Genomic DNA, 18,412 nt, shown 5'->3' with positions numbered 1-18,412 from the left:
CCGCCCGCCTGTGCTGGTTCACACCTGCAGTACGCATCAAGGAGGAACATCCATATGACCGTGAACGTCGGGCTCATCGGCTGCGGCGGTATCTCCAACCCGCATGTCCGGGGCTACCTGGAGATCCCCGACCAGGCGAAGGTGACCGCGGTCGCCGACGTCTCCGAGGACAACGCCCGCACCCGCGCCGAGCAGGTCGGTGGCGCGAAGATCTTCTCCGACTACAAGGACCTGATCGCGAACGGCGGTGTCGACGCGGTCGACATCTGTCTCCCCCACCACCTGCACGCCGACGCGATCATCGCCGCGGCCGAGGCGGGCAAGCACGTCCTCTGCGAGAAGCCGCTCTGTATCACGACCGAGGAAGCCGACAAGATCACCAAGGTCGTCCAGGACACCGGCATCACGCTGATGTGCGCGCACAACCAGCTCTTCATGCCGCCGGTCGCCAAGGCGCGGGAGCTGATCCAGAGCGGTGCGCTCGGCAAGGTCTACGAACTGCGGACCACCGACAGCTTCTTCAACCGCGGCCTGAACTCCGACATGGGGTGGCGCGGGCACCTCGAGATGGCGGGCGGTGGCGAACTCATCGACACCGGCTACCACCCGACCTACCTGCTGCTCCACCTCGCGACGTCGGAGCCCTCCGAGGTCGTCGCGATGACGAGCAAGCACCGGCTGGAGATGGACGGTGAGGACTCCGCGCGGGTACTCGTCCGCTTCGCCGACGGCAGCGTGGGTGAGATCGTGACGAGTTGGGCGTACATCCCGTCGTCCAACACCGAACGGTTCTCCGTCGTCGCGGAGAAGGGCACCCTCTGGAGCGACGGCAAGACGCTGCACCACCGGACGGTCGAGGGAGTGGAGACGACGACCGAGTTCCCCGATGTCGCGGCGTTCTCGGCGGAGATCGCCGACTTCATCGGCTGCATCACCGAGGGGCGGAGGCCCATCAACACCGAGGTGGAGGGCGTGCACGTCCTCAAGGTGATCCTCGGTGCGTACGCCTCCGTGCGGGAGAAGCGGATCATCACCCTCGCCGACCTGTAGGCCCCCGAACGGACCATCCTGGCGCATATGACCACGCCAGGCAGGTTCGTGGAACCCGGGCAAGGCGTCGACGCCTGCCCGGGTTCCACACGCCTGGCCGACCAGGCAACACCGCCAAGAACCATCACCGTGCCCGTCCACGACGACCGTCAACTCCTCACGGGCGGGTGAGGCGGCGGGCGTACCAGTCGCTACGGGCCTGCGGCTCCACCGGCACGAGCTGAACCCGTGCGCCGAGCACGGCCACGCCGGACGCCCCCGCCATCACCGGTCCGAGCTCGGCAGCCAGCACCTCGGGGATGTCGTACGCCAGCCGCGCCAGGCGATGCATCAGGTCGGCGAGCGCATCGACGTCGGCGTGCTCACCGCCGCGGTGGCCGAAGAGCAGGGGCGCCGCCCGCACCTCCCGGATCATCTCGGCGGCGTCGACGTCGGTGAGCGGCGGCATCCGGTACGCCAGGTCGTCGAGCAGGTCGGTCGCGACTCCCGCCAGGCCGAAGGACACGATCGGCCCGAAGAGCCGGTCCTCGACACACTTGACGAGCACCGGCACCCCGGGCGGCGCCATCTTCTGCACCACGAAGCCGGCGGAGTCGGGGGCGCCGAAGCTCGCCACCATCGTCTCCCAGGCATCGCGCATCTCGGCCTCGACGTCGATGTTGCGCCACACGTCGGCGAGGTCGGGACGCTGGCGCAGGTGCGGTGCGGTCGCCTTCAGGGCGACGTCCCAGCCGAGGCGCTCGGCGGCTGTCACGGCCGCGTCCACCGAGTCTACGTCGTACGCCGGCCAAAGGTCGATGCCGTAGCAGCGCAGAAGCTCCCCGAGCGTCGCTCCCTCGATGTCGGTACCCGTGGAGTACTCGGCGAGGACCCTCTCGACGACACGCCGAGCACCGTCCTCGTCGATGCCGTCGAGCCTCGGGATCCGGCCCTGGGGCCGCGCCCGCCACCGTGCGTACTCGGCGGCCTTGGCGAGCGCACGCACCGCGGCTTCCGGGGTCGCGTACGACGGCACCGAACCTCGCCCGGCCCTCCCTCGCTCGTCGTACCGGCGCAGCGGCTCCGGCACGCCCTGACTGCCGAGGAAGGTGACGACGATCGGCTTCGTACACCCGCTCGCGACGCGACCGATCGCGGCGGCCACGTCGGCACCGGTCACGTCGATGGGTGACACGTAGACGGCGACAACCGAGTGGACGGAGTCGTCTGCCACCGCGTCGGTCAACGCCTGCTCGAAGTCCTCCGCGGTCGCGTCGGGGCGCAGGGCCGGCAGTCGACGGACGACATGCATGCCGGCCCCGGCGGCCGCGTCGGTCGCGAGCATGCCCAGCGCGTCGGAGTTGCCCACCACCGCGATGTCGGGCCCCGTGGGCAGCGGTTGGTACGCCAGCAGCTGTGCGACGTCGAGCAACTCGTCGAACGTGTCGACCAGCACCACACCCGCCTGCCGGAACATCGCGTCGACGGCGGCCTGGGGTACCGACGTCTGCGGTACGAGGTGGCCGACGGGGACGCCCTGGGTGAAGCGCCCCGAGCGTACGGCGACGACCGGCTTGGCTCGCGACATCTGCCGAGCGATCCTGCCGAACTTGCGCGGGTTGCCGATCGACTCGAGGTACAGGAGTACGACGTCGGTCGACGGGTCGTCGATCCAGTACTGCAACAGGTCGTTGGCCGACACGTCGGCGCGGTTGCCCGCGGACACGAACGTCGACAACCCGAGTCCACGCTCGGCGAGAGTCTGCAGGATCACCGTGCCCAGCTCGCCGGACTGGCAGAAGAACCCGATGCCACCCCGGCCAGGGACCACGCCGGCGAGGGTGGCGTTGAGCGAGAGGTCAGGGTCGGAGTTGATGATGCCGAGCGCGCTCGGCCCGATCACCCGGAGTCCGTGCGCCCGGGCCAACCGGGTCAGCTCCCGCTGGCGGTCGCGTCCTTCCGGTCCGGTCTCGGCGAAGCCGCTGGACACCACGATGAGGCCGTGGATCCCCTTCGCCGCGCAGTCCGTCACGACGTCGCGCACGGCGTCGGCGGGCACGGCGACCACGGCGAGGTCGACCTCACCCGGGATGTCGAGGACGCTGCCGTACGCCGGAACACCGGCCACCGCGCGGGCCGCCGGGTTGACGGCGTACACCGGGCCGGTGAATCCGCCGACGACCAGGTTGCGCACCAACGTCTGGCCCACCTTGTCCCGCGAGCGGCTCGCACCGACGACGGCCACCGAGCGTGGGGTGAGCAGGCGTTCGACCGACCGCGCCTCGGCCCGGTGTTCCCGCGCGGCCATCACCTCCAGGCTCATCGCGGTCGGCTCGATCTCGAGTGCGAACACGGCGATGCCGTCCTCGATCTCGCCCGCCGTCTCATACCCCGCCTCGCGGAAGACCACGGCCATGCGGCGATTGTCGGGAAGCACCTCGGCGGTGAACTTCTCGATGCCGTTCTCCCGCGCCGCCTGGGCGAGGTGCTCGAGCAGGACGCTCCCGGCGCCGCGGCCCTGGTCGGCGTCCTGCACCAGGAAGGCGGCCTCCGCCGTCGTGGCCCCGGTCCGGTCGTAACGTGCGACGGCGATCATCTCGTCGGCAACGGTGAGGATGAGCGCCACCCGGTCGCGGTGGTCGACGTGGGTGAAGCGGTCGACGTCGGCCTTGGACAGGCGGGGGTACGGCGCGAAGAAGCGGAAGTACTTCGACTCGGCCGAGACCCTCCCGTAGAACGCGACCAGACGTTCGGCATCGTCGGGCCGGATCGGGCGGAGTGCCGCCGTACCCCCGTCGCGGAGCACGACGTCGGCCTCCCAGCTCGCCGGGTAGGGCAACCCGCCCGTGGCATCCACGCGTACGAATGTAGCCCGGGCCACGGCATCCCGGCGTACCGGGAAAGGCACCTCAGCACGGGCCGAGCACGGCGGCGGGCGCACACACGCCCGCGACGGCGGCCGCACGCACACGGCCGAGCACAGCCGCAGCAACATAGGTTGACAAGTCCGGGCACGTCAACGTAGGTTGACAACCGACCCGGCTGTCAATGCAAGTTGACAGCCGGGATCCGACCGCCCTACCTTTCCGTCATGACCGAGACACTCGTCGCCACCCTGAGGGCCCAGGATCCACTCCAAGCCCTGGCCGAGATCGCCGCCACACACGCGACGCTCGAGGCCGAGACGGCGATCCAGGTGCGCCGGGCCCGCAACCAGGGCTGCTCGTGGGAGATCATCGCGGCTGCGCTCGGAGTCAGCCGCCAGGCCGCACACAAGAAGTACGCCGGACGAAAGGGCCTCCTCCGCCGGGGACGTCGCTAGCTGTGGCACACCGGCCTCCGCGGGATTCCCACCGTCGAGGAGCACCGCCTCTCCGGCGTCCTGCCACCGGAGGGAGTTTCCGTCCATGTCCCCAGCCCGCGGGCCGCAGCGGCCGCGGTCGCCCCGCTCAGGTCACTCAGGCGCCACCCGCCGAGGCCGGTTCGGCTTCCTGTCCCGGCTCAGGCGAGGCCGACCCTCACGTCCACGCCCTGGCGACGGTGGTGGCCCGCCGGATGCCGGAGGCCCGCCCGAGGGCGGCGTGCGGGAACCGAGTAATCCCCGCCCCGACGCCGGGTCGGCCGCTGCGTGCGCACCGGAGCCACGCGACGAGTTCGTCGATGTCACCAGCGGCCGCCGGCCGGGTCCGGGGCAAGGCTCGAGCTGAGCAAGGGCCCTGCGTCAGCGGCGTCACACGGCGACGGGCCGGCGCGACGGGTTGGCCACGTCGTCGTCCGTGAGATGCGCCAGCCGCAACAGCGCCGAGTAGTTGCGCTGGACGTACTGCTGCACCCGTTTGGCGTAGGCCTCACCTTCGACGTCGCCCTGGAGCAGGGCGAGGAAGAGGCTCCGGAGATCCTCGGCGGACTTTCCCCCCGCACCGTTGAGCCAGAACCCGCCGTAGGCGGGAGCCACGGTCCCCCGCTGCTCCACCCTGGCGAACAGGTCCTCGATCTCCTTCGGATACGGCACACCAGCGACCAGGGTCGGCCCGGAGGGCCGAAAGTCCTCGGTCTCGACCTGCGCCTGCGTATAGGCGGTGAAGCCCGGCTTGGACAACCAGAACATCAGGAAGTCCATCACCATCTCGGTGTGCGCAGGATCCTTGTCCACCGCGCAGATCGAAGCGCCGCCGGTACCTTCGGTCGGTCGTACGTTCCGACGTGCCAACGGACTCACCATCGGCGGGAACTCGAAGACGTCCCACCCGAACGGCTGCACCGACGCCTGCTCGATGCCGAGTTCGGAGAGCCGCTCAGGCGTGAGTTCCTCGAGGTCGCGCTGCAGCGTGGGAAGCGACCACGAACCGTCCACCATCATCGCCGCCTGCCCTTGCAGGAAAGGCCGGTAGTGGTCGGTGCCGGTGAAGAAGTCCGCCGAGGCGAAGCGCGGAAAGACGCGTGAGAGGCCCGTGACCAGATCCACCATCGCAGGCGTGTCGAACCGCAGCGTCCTGTCCTTGAGCCCGCGGTAGAACCGCTGTGGGCTGTAGGTGTAGGTGGCGTGGATGCGCGGGTTGTCTTTGCGGTAGCGGAACTTCGCGTCGAGCTCCGGATCCCAGTTCCAGTCGCCCGGTTGGGCTTGCACGGTACTGATCCATTCGTCGTGGAACTGGTCGAAGTAGGTCGAGGACACCCAGTCCGGCATGATCGAGGCGAAGTTCGTCGATATCGGGAGCTGCCCCGCCATTCGGAGTTTGGCGCAGACGCTGACGAGCTCGTCCCACGTGGTCGGCGGCTCGGCATCCACACCGGCAAGAAGGTCCTTGTTGTAGAACCAGTACAGATGGGCCGTCTCCGTGCCGATCTCGGTGCGCTCACCACGGTCGTTCAGGTCGCGGTAGGTCTCGAAGTCGTAGTCGTCGTCCCAGCGATGGCCGGTGTACGGATTGACCTGAGCGCGGTACTCGTCGAGGTTGACATAGCGACGAAAAGCCGGCGCGTACGACCCGGAGACGATGTCGGGGCGGATCGGACCGCTGCTCAGCTGCGAGTCGAGCCACGCGGTGTAGGCAGCGGAATCGGTGTAGTCACGGGTATCCCACACGATCTCGACACCGGGTTGCTGACGTCGATAGGCGCGTGTCAGCGCCTGTCTCGCTTGTGCGGAAGGGTTCTGCTTGGTGGCGACGACGATCCGGCCCTTGAACCGCTTCGTCGAGGCGGCCGACTTGGGCACGATGGGCTTCTGCTCCGAACCGGTGCCGTCGGCATCGGTACACGAGGCGGCCAACGAGCCGAGCGAGGACGCTCCTATCCCCAGCGCCAGCGAGCGCGCGAGGAAAGTCCGCCTGCTCGAGCCAGACATCGACACAAGCCTCCCTGGGAGTTCGCGACCACAGTACCCGGGCCGGCGAGGAGCCAGCGGCGGGAAACGCAAGACAGCTCATCACGCAACCCCGCTGTCACGAAAGCGCCCGAGAGGCGCGCCGCCGCCCGGATTGCCGGGTTCGGAGCTCCATGATGTCGGACCTATCATGGCGCCCCTCCGCCGGCCGCGTCGGCAGCGGGTCACGGCTGCCGGACTCGTCAGCGCCAGCCCGACTCGTCAGCGCCAGGCCGACTCGTCAGCGCCAGGCCGACTCGTCAGCGCGGTAGGCCTCGCCGCGCGGTGAAAGGCGGTAACCGACGGGCAGGCTGAGTGTCAGCCCGAGACTCTTCAGCTTGCGTACGTCTGTCTTGAACGGAAGGGTCTCCCGACCCAGCTCGACCGCGAGGTCTGGCGCCCGCACGCCGGGCCGTTCGGCGATCAGCCGCAGGGTCGCGGCTGTCCAGGGTCCGTGCGACGACAACCGGTCCAGCCTCGCCAGTCGCTGGTCGAGGTCGCGGCGTTCCTGCGCCGTCAAGGTGGACTTGCCGGCCAGGACGTCTCGCGGATCGGGCCCGGCGAGCGCCCTCACCGCAAGCCGGTAGATCGGGAGGTCGGCACTGCCCCGCAGGTCGGCGACCAGCGCGGCGGCGTCGGAATAGCCCGCCTGGCGGGCATCGCCGTCGGTGATCGCGGACCCCGCCACCTCGTCGACGGCGTCCACCGCAAGCCGTCCGGCCGCCGTACGGTAATGGTGCCCGGCCACTGCCTGGCACCTCCGCCAGCGGCGGAACAGCAGCGTCACCTCACTGCGTTCGATCGGCTCCCGGAGCCGGGCCTGGACCAGCACGGCACTCACCGTAATCCCCGGTCACCAGTCCCGGTCACCAATCCCCCGGTCACCAGTCCCGGTCACCAATCCCCCGGTCACCAATCCCCCGGTCACCGCGCAGGAGTCAGCAGTGCCTCCGAGCCGACCGGTCGGTAGCCCGCGGCCAGTAGGGCACGGACGGACGCGGCGTTGCCGGGCGTCACCTGCGCCCACACGGCTACGGCGTCGCTTCCGACCAGGTGCCGTGCCGACATGGCCAGGGCGCGGCCGAGTCCACGGCCCCGGTGTGCCGGATCGACCTCGAACGCCGCCTCCCAGCGACCGGCCAGGCCACGCCCCAGGATGAGGACACCGCCCTCGACGCTCCACACGCGTACGTCGTCGCGGTACCGGTGGGCCCTTCGTACGCGCGGATGGTCGGCGTCATCGAGCCTCTCCAACGGCAGCGGCGGTTCACCGCCGAGCGGGGTCGCCAGGGTCACCATGTCGATCGCGTTGATCCTGCGGTCGAGCCGTGCGCACAGAGCGGAGAGGAACGGCGGGTTGAGCGGCGCCGACAGGTCACCGGCAGGGACCAATGAGTCCACCCAGTCGGGGTCGACGTCGGCGGCCACGACGATGTGCGCGGTGAACCCCACGACCGCGCTGGTATGTGACGACGGCGGAGGAACGACGTGGAGGGACCCATCCGCGGGCGGCAGCCTCCCCGCCTCCACGTCGGCGAAGACCCGCGCCAGCGTGCGGACCCTGTGTCCGCTCATCGCCCAGCCTCTGTGCGCGCGTCGTCCGCAGTTCCCGTGACGCTGATGACCAGCATCTGGTCCGCGCCCCGTTGGAACTGGTAGGGCACCCGTCGCAGTTCGGTCCGGTGACCACCAGCGTGCAACTGCTCGCGGAGGACCGGGAGGAACGCCACCGGTTCACGATGTGCGCGATCGCCGTACCAACCCCACTCGAAGCGGTCGGCATGCGCCTCGATGATCCGGTCGCCGTCGAGTCGTCCTGCCGTCGCGTCGGCCACCAACACGTGGCGGTCCTGGGCGTAGGCGGGATCGGCGGCGACCACGAAGGTCCCGGTCTCCGCGACGAAGCTCGATCCACCCGCGCAACAGCCGAGGATCGTCGCGTGTGCGAGCTCTTCCGAGGCCAGGTCGAACATCGCGGCGTACTCCGCCGCCGATCGAGACGTCACCAGCATCGCGTCCGCCTTCCACCAGCCGCCGGCTCTCCTCGGGGCGCCTCGGAAGGGCCCGGCAGGCACGGCGAGTTCGTCCGGCTCATCCTTGCCTACGGCAACTTTCACCGACGTCGGCCTCGGCCCGGCGGCCCTGGCGCTCCTGCCGGTGCCCTGGTGATCGGGTCGCGCCGGCTCAGGCGTACCGCCAGATCGTCACCTTTCTCACGTCCGTCCTCGCTCCCGCCCTCGATGACCCGACTGTGCTCGTCTACTGCGCGCTCCTTCGCGTTGCTCGCGGGGGTCGCGTGGTGGTCGTCCCGGCTCACTCGGCGTACCCTCCCCGATGAGACTCCGGCGCTGGCGGCCAGGCTCGCTCCCCTGCTGCCGTACGCCACGCTGGTCGTCGCCGCCTTCGTCCCACTCGCGGCCGGCGTCTACCTGCTGGTCAGCACCGCGTGGAGCACGCTGGCGCGGACGGCCTTCGCTGCTCGCCCTGTCCGGCCGGCATCCAGCTGAGGCACCACCGCGCGTCGCTCAGCCGGGCTGTGGGCGGAGGATGCCACTATTCGTAGGAGCCCTACTGGTTCTTCTCACCCGGACCCGAGGAGTGCACAACCGCTATGGCCCGCCGCAAGAGTTCGATGGTGCAGCCGGACGACTTCGAGGAGCAGATCGCCGACATCGACGTCGGCGACGAGATGCGCAAGAGCTTCCTCGAGTACGCCTACTCGGTGATCTACCTCCGGGCGTTGCCCGACGCCCGCGACGGACTCAAGCCCGTACAGCGCCGGATTCTCTACACCATGTCCGACATGGGGCTGCGTCCTGACCGCGCGCACGTGAAGAGCGCCCGCGTCGTCGGCGAGGTCATGGGAAAACTGCACCCGCATGGTGACCTGGCCATATACGACGCACTCGTCCGGATGGCCCAGAGCTGGGCGTTCCGGGTCCCGCTGGTCGATGGGCACGGCAATTTTGGATCTTTGGACGACGGTCCGGCAGCGATGCGCTACACGGAGTGTCGGATGGCGCGGCCGGCTCTTGCCATGACGGAGTCCCTCGACGAGGACGTCGTCGACTGGGTGCCCAACTACGACAGCCGCGAGACCCAACCCGGCGTGTTGCCGGCTGCGCTGCCCAACCTGCTCGTCAACGGCGCCACCGGGATCGCCGTCGGTATGGCCACCAACATGGCGCCGCACAACCTCATCGAGGTCGTCCAGGCGCTTCGGCACCTCATCAAGAAGCCGAACGCCAGCCTCGACGATCTGATGCGGTTCATCCCCGGACCCGACCTGCCGACCGGCGGCAAGATCGTCGGCCTGGCCGGGATCCGGGACGCGTACGAAACCGGACGCGGTGCGTTCAAGATGCGCGCCACCGCCCGGGTCGAGAGCGTCACTCCACGGCGTAAGGGAATCGTCGTCACCGAACTCCCCTACAACGTCGGCGTCGAACGCATCATGGAACGCATCAAGGCCCTCGTGCAGAGCAAGAAGCTCCAGGGCATCGCCGACCTCAAGGACCTCACCGACCGCCAGCACGGCCTGCAACTCGTCATCGAGATCAAGAACGGCTTCCATCCCGAGGCGATCCTCGAGCAGCTCTACAAGCTCACGCCGATGGAGGATTCGTTCAACATCAACAACGTCGCGCTGGTCGAGGGGCAGCCACGCACGCTGGGGTTGAAGGAGCTGCTGGAGGTCTACCTCCACCACCGCTACGACGTGACCCGCCGACGCACGCAGTTCCGGCTCACGAAGGCCTCGGACCGCCTGCACCTCGTCGAGGGTCTGTTGATCGCGATCATCGACATCGACGAGGTCATCCAGATCGTTCGGGGCAGTGACGACGCGGCGGCCGCGAAGGAACGCCTGATCGCGGTGTTCGACCTGTCCGACGCGCAGGCGCAGTACATCCTCGACATGCAGTTGCGGCGGCTCACGAAGTTCTCCCGGATCGAGTTGGAGAAGGAGAAGTCGGATCTGGAGAAGGAGATCGGCGAGCTCACCGCGATCCTCGAAGACGAACGCCTGCTCAAGCGGCTCGTGTCCGGCGAGCTGGCCGACGTGGCGAAGGCGTATGGAACGGAGCGGCGTACCGTCCTGCTCGAGTCGTCCGGCCAGACGGTCACCAGCACGGTCCCACTCGAGGTGGCCGACGACCCGTGCTGGGCACTGCTCTCGTCCACCGGGCTGCTGGCCCGGGCGGCGGGTCCCGACCCGCTGCCGACCGACGGCCCACGGGCAAAGCACGACGTGGTGATCTCGGCCGTACGCGCCACCGCGCGCGGCCAGGTCGGGCTCGTCACCAGTCGCGGCCGGCTGATCCGGCTCGGCGTCCTCGACATGCCGGCGCTCCCGCCGACGGCCAACTCGCCCAACCTCCAGGGGGGTGCGCCGCTCAGTGAGTTCGTCTCCCTGGAGTCCGGCGAACGGCCACTGTGCCTGACGACGTTCGATCCCGACTCTGCCGGCCTCGCCCTGGGAACGAAGGACGGTGTGGTCAAACGCGTCCAGCCCGACCACCTCACCAACCGGGACAGTTGGGAGATCATCGCGCTCAAGGACGGCGACGAGATCGTCGGGGCGACTGAGCTCGGTACCGGCGACGAGGACCTGGTCTTCGTCACCAGCGATACGCAGCTGCTGCGGTTCTCTGCATCCGTCGTACGCCCGCAGGGACGGACGGCCGGCGGGATGGCAGGGATCCGGCTCGGAGCGAAGGCGCGGGTGGTCTTCTTCGGCGCCCTACCGTCCGGCAAGGCCGCGGTCCGGGATGCGGTGGTGGTCACCGTCGCCGGCTCGCTGTCGGCCCTGCCCGGCACGGATGCGGGCACGGTGAAGGTCACGCCGTACTCCGAGTATCCCGCGAAGGGCCGAGCCACCGGTGGCGTCCGCTGCCACCGACTACTCAAGGGCGAAGACGCGCTGTTGCTCGCGTGGGCAGGCGTCGGCCCGGCCCGGGCGGCGGCGGCGAGTGGTGCGGTCATCGACCTGCCGGAGGCGACAGGCAAGCGGGACGGTTCGGGGGTCGCGGCCAGCCAGCCGATCGCCGCCGTCGCCGGCCCTCTCAGCTAGACGTGTCGGGGCGGCGTACCGCCCCAATGTCCTGCGGGAACGGTCACTGCCCATGCCCTGCGGGTGAAGTGCTCTGCTCTTGGCCTACGCCGCAAATGACCACGCTGAGCAGGTGTCTGCAACCAAAACAGGTACCGGCGCCTGGACCGGATGCCACAGACAAAGGCAGCGTGGTCATTTGCGGAGCCGACCCGCGGCCATGGCAGGCTATGCGGGTGCGTCGACGTGTCGGCATCCTCCTCGCCCTCGTTGCGTGGACGGCGTCCACCGTCCTGGTCGGCTGCGCCGAGGATCCCCCGGCGAACCCGCGGTCCACTCTCGTCGAGGCGAAGCGCGAACTCGACGCGACCAGGACGGTGCATTTCCGGGTGACAAGTGCCGGCCTCCCCGAGGCTGGCGCCGTGCTCGTCGGCGGCGACGGCATCGCCAAGCGACCGGCCGCGTTCTCCGGTCGCTTCCGAGTGGCCACGGGCGGTGTCGCGCTCACCCTCAAGGTCGTCTCGCTCGACGGCACGCTGTACACCCAGATCCCGTTCACCGAACGCTTCGCCGCCACCGACCCGGACCGCCTCGGCATCGCCGACCCTGCGCTGATGCTCGATCCGGGACAGGGTTTGTCGTCGTTCCTGACCGATGCGCAACGAGTCAGGCATGTCGGACGAGCCCGTTCCGGGCGCGAGGTCGTCACCCAGGTCAGCGCCCGCCTCCCCGCGAAGGTCGTCGGCCGGTTGCTGGTCGTGGCCGATCCGCGGGCGACGTTCGAGACGAACTTCTTCGTCGCCGAGGACACCGGGCAGCTGCGCAAGGCGACGTTCCGCGGGCCGTTCTACGACAAGAAGAGCACGACCACCTACACCGTCGTACTCGACCGCTACGGCGAGCCGGCGACCATCACCAAGCCCCACAAGGGCGCCTGACGAGTGCCTGGCACACCTGACACCCACGGGAGGGTTCCGGGCCGCATGGGGTCCCGCTCGCACCTGGCCCTCGGCTGCGTCGCGGTCCTCCTTGCCGCCGCCGACACCTACGTCGTCGTCCTCGCGTTGCCGGACATCATGGTAGGGGTCGGCCTCGACGTCGACGAGCTGCAACGGGCCACACCCGTCATCTCCGGCTTCCTCCTCGGTTATGTGGCGATGCTGCCGCTGATCGGCCGACTCTCCGACCTGTTCGGCCGTACGCCTGTGCTGGTCGCGGCGGTGCTGCTCTTCGCCATGGGGTCACTGCTCACCGCGGCGTCGTACGACCTCGGCATCGTCGTCACCGGGCGGTTCCTGCAAGGGGTGGGCGGCGGCGGGCTCGTGCCTGCGACACTCGCCCTGGTCGCCGACCTCTGGCCTCCCGAACGCCGCGGCCTCCCTCTCGGTGTCGTCGGGGCGGTGCAGGAGCTCGGAAGCGTCATCGGCCCGCTCTACGGCGCCGTGATCCTGCTCGTCGCCGACTGGCGGATGATCTTCTGGATCAACCTCGGCTGCGGGCTGTTCCTGGCGCTGGGATTCCGGCGCACGACCACCACGGCGCCGGCGCGCCCGCCTCGTGACCTGCCGGGCATCCTGCTCGGGCTGCTCGCACTGAGCGCGCTCACGCTCACCCTCACCGCACCAGGGCGCCTGGTCACGGACGTGACGCTCGGGCTGGCGTTCCTCCCGCTCGCCGGCGAGTCAAGACTCGCCACGCCCATCGGGATCGCGACCCTCGTGCTGTCCGGCCTCTTCCTCGCCCGTCAGGCCACGGCCGACCGTCCGCTGCTGAGCCTTCGGCGGCTTCCCGCGGTCGTCGCGGCCGCCGACTTCCCGGGGGCGCTCCTGCTGGGCCTTGCGCTGGGTGGGGTGGTCCTCGCGTTCGCGGTCGCGGATCCGGCGACGGAGGTCCTCTCCCCGGCCGGACCGTGGTTGCTCGGAGCGGCGGCGCTGTGTGCGCTGGCGTTCACCTGGCGTCAGCGTCGCGCCACGAACCCGATCGTGCCTCGCGACACTCTCGCCGCACCTGCCGCGTGGGGTGCACTGGTCGTCAGCTTCTTCACTGGCGCGGCGCTCATCGCCGCACTCGTCGACGTGCCGATCTTCGCCCGGGCCACCCACTATCCGGACTCGCAGTTCGGTGCCGCGCTCGTGCTGCTGCGCTTCCTCGTCGCCCTGCCGGTCGGGGCCCTCGTCGGTGGCTGGCTCACGAGCCGGCTCCCGCCGGCCCTGCTCACCGCCGCCGGCATGGCGATGAGCGCAGGCGCGTTCGTCGCGATGGCCATGTGGCGGCAGGACGCTCTCGACAGCGCATGGAGCGACGTCGCCCTTGTCGTGGGCGGGCTCGGTTTCGGACTCGCGATCGCGCCCGTCAACGCCGCCTTGCTCGCCGCGACCCGAGCCGAGACCCACGGGGTCGCGAGCGCCCTGCTGGTCGTCGCGCGGATGGTCGGCATGCTGGTGGGGCTGTCCGCGCTCACGGCCGTGGGCTTGCGGCGGTTCTTCGCCGAGCAGACGCGGATCCCTTCGCCAGAAGCGCTGTGCCCGGACACTCCCGCTCAGTGTCCCGCGTACGCCGACGCGCTCCGCGAAGCGGCACTCGTCCAGCTCCACACGATCTTCGCCGGAGCCGCCTCCTGTGCGGCGATCGCGGGCGTGGTCGCGATCCTCACCCTGCGGCGCACCGGCCTCAGGCGCGGGGCTCCTCACCACTCGCCCGCGAAGCCATGGCCCGCTGCACCAGCCAGTTGACCACCCACAACACGAGTCCGATGACGAGCAGGACGCCGGCGATCAGGTACTGCTGAGGGTCGCGACCGGACCATGGCGTGGCCAGATAGAAGCAACTGATGATGCCCAGAACCGGAAAGACGGTCGGGGCGCGGTAGTGCTCGTGCTCCACCCGGTCCTTGCGCAGGACGAGCACGGCGGCGTTGACGAGGGTGAAGACGCACAGCAACAGCAGCGCCGTCGTACCGCCGAGGTCGCTGACGCCACCCCAGCTGGCCAGGCCGATGGCGAGCACCGACGTGAAGAAGATCGCGACCCACGGAGTACGCCGGAACGGGTGCACAGTGCCCAAGACCGACGGCACGATCTGCTCCCGGGACATCCCGTAGACCAGTCGCGACGCCATCATCATGTTGATCAGTGCGGAGTTGGTCACGGCGAAGAGTGCGATCAGCGAGAACAGCCACAGCGGGAACCAGGTTGCACCCGCCCGGACGACTTCGAGCAGTGGGCCGGTCGACTCGCCCAGCACGCCGAGCGGGACCAGCGCGGTGGCGAAGAACGCGACCAGCATGTAGACGATCCCCGTGAAGGTGATGCCCAGGAACAGCGCGCGAGGGAAGGTCCGCTGTGGGTCGGTGGTCTCCTCGGCCATGTTGACCGAGTCCTCGAAACCCACCAAGGCGAAGAATGCCAGCGCGGCACCACTGACCACGAGCCCGAACGCCGTGCCCTCGGAGTTGAACTCCAGCGCGTTACCGGCATCACCGACGCCGCGAGTCAGCGCGAGCGTACCGATCACGATGATGAGGATGAGCCCGGACAGCTCGACGCAGGTGAGGAAGACGTTGAACTTCACCGACTCCGAGACACCGCGGAAGTTGATCAGCGCAAGGACGATGAGGAACCCGATCGCCACGGGAAGCGTCGGCACCGACCAGAACTCCTGCAGGTAGTCGCCACCGAACGCCCGTGACGCCGCACCCGCCGAGGTGAGCCCCGAGCACATGACGGCAAATGCCACCATGAAGGTGAGGAAGTGGATCCCGAACGCACGTTGGGTGTAGAGCGCGGCGCCGGCAGCCTTGGGGTATTTGCCGACCAGCTCGACATAGGACGTCGCGGTGAACATCGCGACGATGAACGACAGCCCGAACGACATCCACGCGGCGCCGCCGACCTCGCCGGCGACAGTGCCCGTCAGCGCGTAGATGCCGGTGCCGAGAATGTCGCCGATGACGAAGAAGAGCAGCAGTTTGGGACCGATGACCCGGCGAAGCTCAGGCTGCGCGTTTGGTTCGGTCGCCGCCGTCCCGGTGGACTCAGACACCCGCCATTTCCCCCTTAGCGCCGGTGAATCGTGATCGAGATCATCCGCTCAAGCACCGTACCGGCTCAGGTGTGGTCGCTCAACGACGCGGAGGGATTGCGTCGGGGAAGGATCAGGTGTCGATCCGCGCCTCGTCGAGGTCGCGCGCACTGGCAACGAGGAACTCCCGGCGGGGCGCCACGTCGTTACCCATGAGGAGTTCGAAGACCCGCTCGGCCTCCTCCGCCCCCGCGGCCGTGAGTCGCCTGAGTGTGCGCCGGCGCGGATCCATCGTGGTCTCGGCCAGCTGGCCGGCATCCATCTCACCGAGGCCCTTGTAACGCTGCGGCGGCTCCTTGTGCCTGACACCACGCTTGTCGAGCTGGACCCGGGTGCGGTGGTACTCCGCGTCGGAGTAGGTGTAGAGGTACTTGTCCTGGCCCTTCTTGGGATTGACCAGCTCGATCCGGTGCAGGGGCGGTACGGCGGTGAAGACGCGCCCGGCCTCGACGAGCGGCCGCATGTAGCGCCAGAACAATGTCGCCAGCAGGCAGCGGATGTGGGCGCCGTCGGAGTCCGCGTCGGCCATGAAGACGATCTTGCCGTAGCGCGCGCTGTCGATGTCGAACGTACGACCCGAACCTGCTCCGACCACCTGGATGATCGCCGCGCACTCGACGTTCTTCAGCATGTCGGAGACCGAAGCCTTCTGGACATTGAGGATCTTGCCGCGGATCGGCAGCAACGCCTGGAACTCGGAGTTGCGGGCGAGCTTGGCTGTGCCGAGCGCAGAGTCTCCCTCGACGATGAACAGCTCGCTGCGGTCGACGTCGGAGGACCGACAGTCGGCGAGCTTCGCCGGCAGGGCAGAGGACTCCAGGGCGTTCTTGCGCCGTTGTGCGTCACGGTGCTGGCGCGCCGCGACGCGCGCACGGGCCGCCGCGACGACCTTCTCCAGTGCGGCGCGGGCCTGTGCCTTCTGGCCCCGCTTGCTGGAGGTCAGGAACGCGTCGAGTTCCTTCTTGACGACATTGGACACGATCCGCGTGGCCGCCGGGGTGCCGAGGATCTCCTTGGTCTGGCCCTCGAACTGCGGCTCGGCCAGACGTACGGCCACGACGGCCGTGAGGCCTTCGAGTATGTCGTCCTTGGTGACGTCGGGTTCGTTGGTACGCAGGAGCCGCGAACCGCGCAACACGTCGTTGACGGTGCGGGTCAGCGCCCGCTCGAAGCCCTGCAGGTGCGTACCGCCCTTGGTGGTGGCGATGACGTTGACGAACGAACGGATCTCGGTCTCGTAGCCGGCCCCCCAGCGGACGGCCACGTCGACCCCGAGGTCGCGCTCCACCTCCTGAGGGCTGAGGTGGCCCTTGTCGTCGAGCACCTGCACCGTCTCGGTGAAGTGGCCTTCGCCCTGTAGCCGGATGACACCGGTGACGGCCTCGTCAGGGGCGAGGAACTCCGTGTACTCGGCGATGCCGCCGTCATGGCGGAAGCTCTCTTCCCGCGGACCGCCGTCGTCAGCGCCGACCCGCTCGTCGCGGACGACCACCTCGAGCCCGGGAACCAGGAACGAGGTCTGACGCGCGCGGGTCACCAACTCGTCGAAGGCGAACACCGCATCCTTGGTGAAGATCTGCCGGTCCGGCCAGAACCGCACCCGGGTTCCGGTCGTGCCCTTCTTGACCCTGCCGACCTTGGAGAGTCCCGATCCCTTGCTGAACGACGTCTTGGGTCCCTCGGCGGAGAAGGACCCCGGCACGCCGCGGCGGAAGCTCATCGCCCAGGTCGCGGGCGCCCGGTCGACCTCGACGTCGAGGCGTTCGGACAGGGCGTTGATCACCGAGGCGCCGACACCGTGCAGGCCGCCGGAGGCGGTGTAGGAGATGCCGCCGAACTTGCCGCCGGCGTGCAACCGGGTGAAGACCACCTCGACGCCGGAGAGCTTTGTCCGCGGCTCGATGTCGACGGGGATGCCGCGCCCGTTGTCACGAACCTCTGCCGAGCCGTCGGGGTGCAGGATGACCTCGATCCGACTGCACGCGCCCGCGAGCGCCTCATCCACCGCGTTGTCGATCGGCTCCCACAGGCACTGCATGAGCCCCCGGGTGTCGGTGGAACCGATGTACATGCCTGGCCGTTTGCGTACGGCCTCCAGGCCCTCGAGCACCGTGAGGTGGCGCGCGGTGTAGCCAGAGTGATCGAGGTCCGCCGGCCGAGTGGACAAGGACCGCTCCTCTCCGTGGTCTCATCACTACGTTTCGTAGATATTTGTCGTCTGGGAGACCGTTCCTGGGCTGTTGAGCGCTCTCAGGCTACCGACCTGCGGGGACAGGCCAGGACTCCCACGCCGAGCCGGAAGGAGGGAGTGACGTTGGCCACATCGGCAAGCGCCATACGACCACATCCGGCCGCCAAGGGTCCCTTTTTGCGCGGAGCGCGGAACGTATTCGGGCCCTTCGGAGTGGCGCGGTCCGCCTGGCGGGGTCAAGCTTGCCCTAACGGCACCACAGGTTCCGGCAGCTGGGCGGGAAGAGCTGGCACCTGGTTGGATGTTGACGGAGTTGGAGTCCTCGACAACGGAGAGAAGATCACGTGACTGCTGCAGTTGCCACGCCACTTTCGGCCGCGGACCGCTGCGACCGCTGCGGCGCCCAGGCGTACGTCCGGGTGTCCCTGGGGTCTGGCGGCGAGCTGTTGTTCTGCGCACATCACGGTCGCGAGCACTCTGCGAAGCTGCGCGAGGTCGCGACCGACATCCAGGACGAGACCAACCGACTCGGTGTGGAAACGGACACCCCCAACTGACCTACGGCGGCGCCCCCGCGGTGCCGCCCTCGACGCCACGCACGTCCGTGCCGGCCATCCACGTGGTGGCCGGCACGTTCGCGTCCAGGACCCCACGCAGGCGCCCCAGGCGCGGTCACCCGGCCCCGGCCAGGCGTGCG

General features: G+C 69.1%; 14 protein-coding genes. 7 read left to right on the top strand and 7 right to left on the bottom strand.

Going from position 1 to position 18,412, the window contains the following annotated elements:
- Nucleotides 1-54 precede the first annotated feature (54 nt).
- Nucleotides 55-1,050 (top strand): Gfo/Idh/MocA family protein, encoded by a 996-nt coding sequence (locus tag ABN028_RS06740; protein WP_349329171.1) that lies wholly within the window; start codon nt 55-57, stop codon nt 1,048-1,050.
- A 157-nt stretch (nt 1,051-1,207) separates the two neighbouring features.
- On the opposite strand, the gene ABN028_RS06735 is transcribed toward ABN028_RS06740, so the two are convergent.
- Entirely contained in the window at nt 1,208-3,886 is a 2,679-nt protein-coding gene (locus tag ABN028_RS06735; RefSeq protein ID WP_349695993.1) for a bifunctional acetate--CoA ligase family protein/GNAT family N-acetyltransferase, read from the bottom strand.
- A gap of 234 nt (nt 3,887-4,120) precedes the next feature.
- Between ABN028_RS06735 and ABN028_RS06730 the strand changes: the two genes are divergently transcribed.
- Entirely contained in the window at nt 4,121-4,351 is a 231-nt protein-coding gene (locus ABN028_RS06730; protein WP_349329169.1) for a hypothetical protein, read from the top strand.
- 408 nt (nt 4,352-4,759) lie between these two features.
- On the opposite strand, the gene ABN028_RS06725 is transcribed toward ABN028_RS06730, so the two are convergent.
- The 4 genes from ABN028_RS06725 to ABN028_RS06710 form a co-directional block, all read right to left on the bottom strand.
- Complete coding sequence (locus tag ABN028_RS06725; RefSeq protein WP_349695992.1) at nt 4,760-6,376, bottom strand: ABC transporter substrate-binding protein; 1,617 nt, start codon at nt 6,374-6,376, stop codon at nt 4,760-4,762.
- A gap of 259 nt (nt 6,377-6,635) precedes the next feature.
- On the bottom strand, nt 6,636-7,235 hold the full coding sequence (locus ABN028_RS06720; RefSeq protein ID WP_349695991.1) for a hypothetical protein: 600 nt from the start codon (nt 7,233-7,235) through the stop codon (nt 6,636-6,638).
- Between the two features lie 83 nt (nt 7,236-7,318).
- Complete coding sequence (locus ABN028_RS06715) at nt 7,319-7,969, bottom strand: GNAT family N-acetyltransferase (protein ID WP_349329166.1); 651 nt, start codon at nt 7,967-7,969, stop codon at nt 7,319-7,321.
- Nucleotides 7,966-8,511, bottom strand: a complete 546-nt coding sequence (locus ABN028_RS06710; protein ID WP_349695990.1) for a hypothetical protein — start codon at nt 8,509-8,511, stop codon at nt 7,966-7,968. The genes ABN028_RS06715 and ABN028_RS06710 overlap by 4 nt, the downstream gene beginning before the upstream one ends.
- A gap of 123 nt (nt 8,512-8,634) precedes the next feature.
- On the opposite strand from ABN028_RS06710, the gene ABN028_RS06705 reads away from it, so the two are divergent.
- The 4 genes from ABN028_RS06705 to ABN028_RS06690 all read left to right on the top strand — a co-directional run bounded on the left by ABN028_RS06705 (nt 8,635) and on the right by ABN028_RS06690 (nt 14,176).
- Nucleotides 8,635-8,901, top strand: coding sequence for a hypothetical protein (locus ABN028_RS06705; RefSeq protein WP_349695989.1), 267 nt, complete (start codon nt 8,635-8,637; stop codon nt 8,899-8,901).
- A gap of 104 nt (nt 8,902-9,005) precedes the next feature.
- Nucleotides 9,006-11,465: a DNA gyrase/topoisomerase IV subunit A gene (locus ABN028_RS06700; RefSeq protein WP_349695988.1), complete on the top strand. Its 2,460-nt coding sequence runs from the start codon at nt 9,006-9,008 to the stop codon at nt 11,463-11,465.
- Nucleotides 11,466-11,680: 215 nt separating this feature from the next.
- Nucleotides 11,681-12,382: an LppX_LprAFG lipoprotein gene (locus ABN028_RS06695; protein WP_349329162.1), complete on the top strand. Its 702-nt coding sequence runs from the start codon at nt 11,681-11,683 to the stop codon at nt 12,380-12,382.
- 45 nt (nt 12,383-12,427) lie between these two features.
- Nucleotides 12,428-14,176, top strand: a complete 1,749-nt coding sequence (locus ABN028_RS06690; protein ID WP_349695987.1) for an MFS transporter — start codon at nt 12,428-12,430, stop codon at nt 14,174-14,176.
- Here ABN028_RS06690 and ABN028_RS06685 read toward each other — a convergent pair.
- Complete coding sequence (locus ABN028_RS06685) at nt 14,115-15,485, bottom strand: APC family permease (protein WP_349695986.1); 1,371 nt, start codon at nt 15,483-15,485, stop codon at nt 14,115-14,117. The genes ABN028_RS06690 and ABN028_RS06685 overlap by 62 nt on opposite strands.
- Nucleotides 15,486-15,597: 112 nt before the next feature.
- Nucleotides 15,598-17,691 carry a DNA gyrase/topoisomerase IV subunit B gene (locus ABN028_RS06680; RefSeq protein ID WP_349695985.1) on the bottom strand — a complete coding sequence of 698 codons (2,094 nt, stop codon included), beginning with the start codon at nt 17,689-17,691 and terminating at the stop codon, nt 15,598-15,600.
- 368 nt (nt 17,692-18,059) lie between these two features.
- On the opposite strand from ABN028_RS06680, the gene ABN028_RS06675 reads away from it, so the two are divergent.
- Nucleotides 18,060-18,272 (top strand): DUF7455 domain-containing protein, encoded by a 213-nt coding sequence (locus ABN028_RS06675; protein ID WP_349329158.1) that lies wholly within the window; start codon nt 18,060-18,062, stop codon nt 18,270-18,272.
- Nucleotides 18,273-18,412 lie beyond the last annotated feature (140 nt).

Origin of the sequence: Actinopolymorpha sp. B17G11, from assembly GCF_040196095.1 — a bacterium.
Classification (GTDB): Bacteria; Actinomycetota; Actinomycetes; order Propionibacteriales; family Actinopolymorphaceae; genus Thermasporomyces.
This window is presented reverse-complemented; position numbering and strand designations above follow the sequence as displayed.

Coding starts and splice junctions, on each gene's coding strand:
- ABN028_RS06740 (WP_349329171.1), top strand. CDS start 55: ATGACCGTGAACGTCGGGCTCATCGGCTGCGGCGGTATCTCCAACCCG.
- ABN028_RS06730 (WP_349329169.1), top strand. CDS start 4,121: ATGACCGAGACACTCGTCGCCACCCTGAGGGCCCAGGATCCACTCCAA.
- ABN028_RS06725 (WP_349695992.1), bottom strand. CDS start 6,376: ATGTCTGGCTCGAGCAGGCGGACTTTCCTCGCGCGCTCGCTGGCGCTG.
- ABN028_RS06715 (WP_349329166.1), bottom strand. CDS start 7,969: ATGAGCGGACACAGGGTCCGCACGCTGGCGCGGGTCTTCGCCGACGTG.
- ABN028_RS06705 (WP_349695989.1), top strand. CDS start 8,635: ATGACCCGACTGTGCTCGTCTACTGCGCGCTCCTTCGCGTTGCTCGCG.
- ABN028_RS06700 (WP_349695988.1), top strand. CDS start 9,006: ATGGCCCGCCGCAAGAGTTCGATGGTGCAGCCGGACGACTTCGAGGAG.
- ABN028_RS06690 (WP_349695987.1), top strand. CDS start 12,428: ATGGGGTCCCGCTCGCACCTGGCCCTCGGCTGCGTCGCGGTCCTCCTT.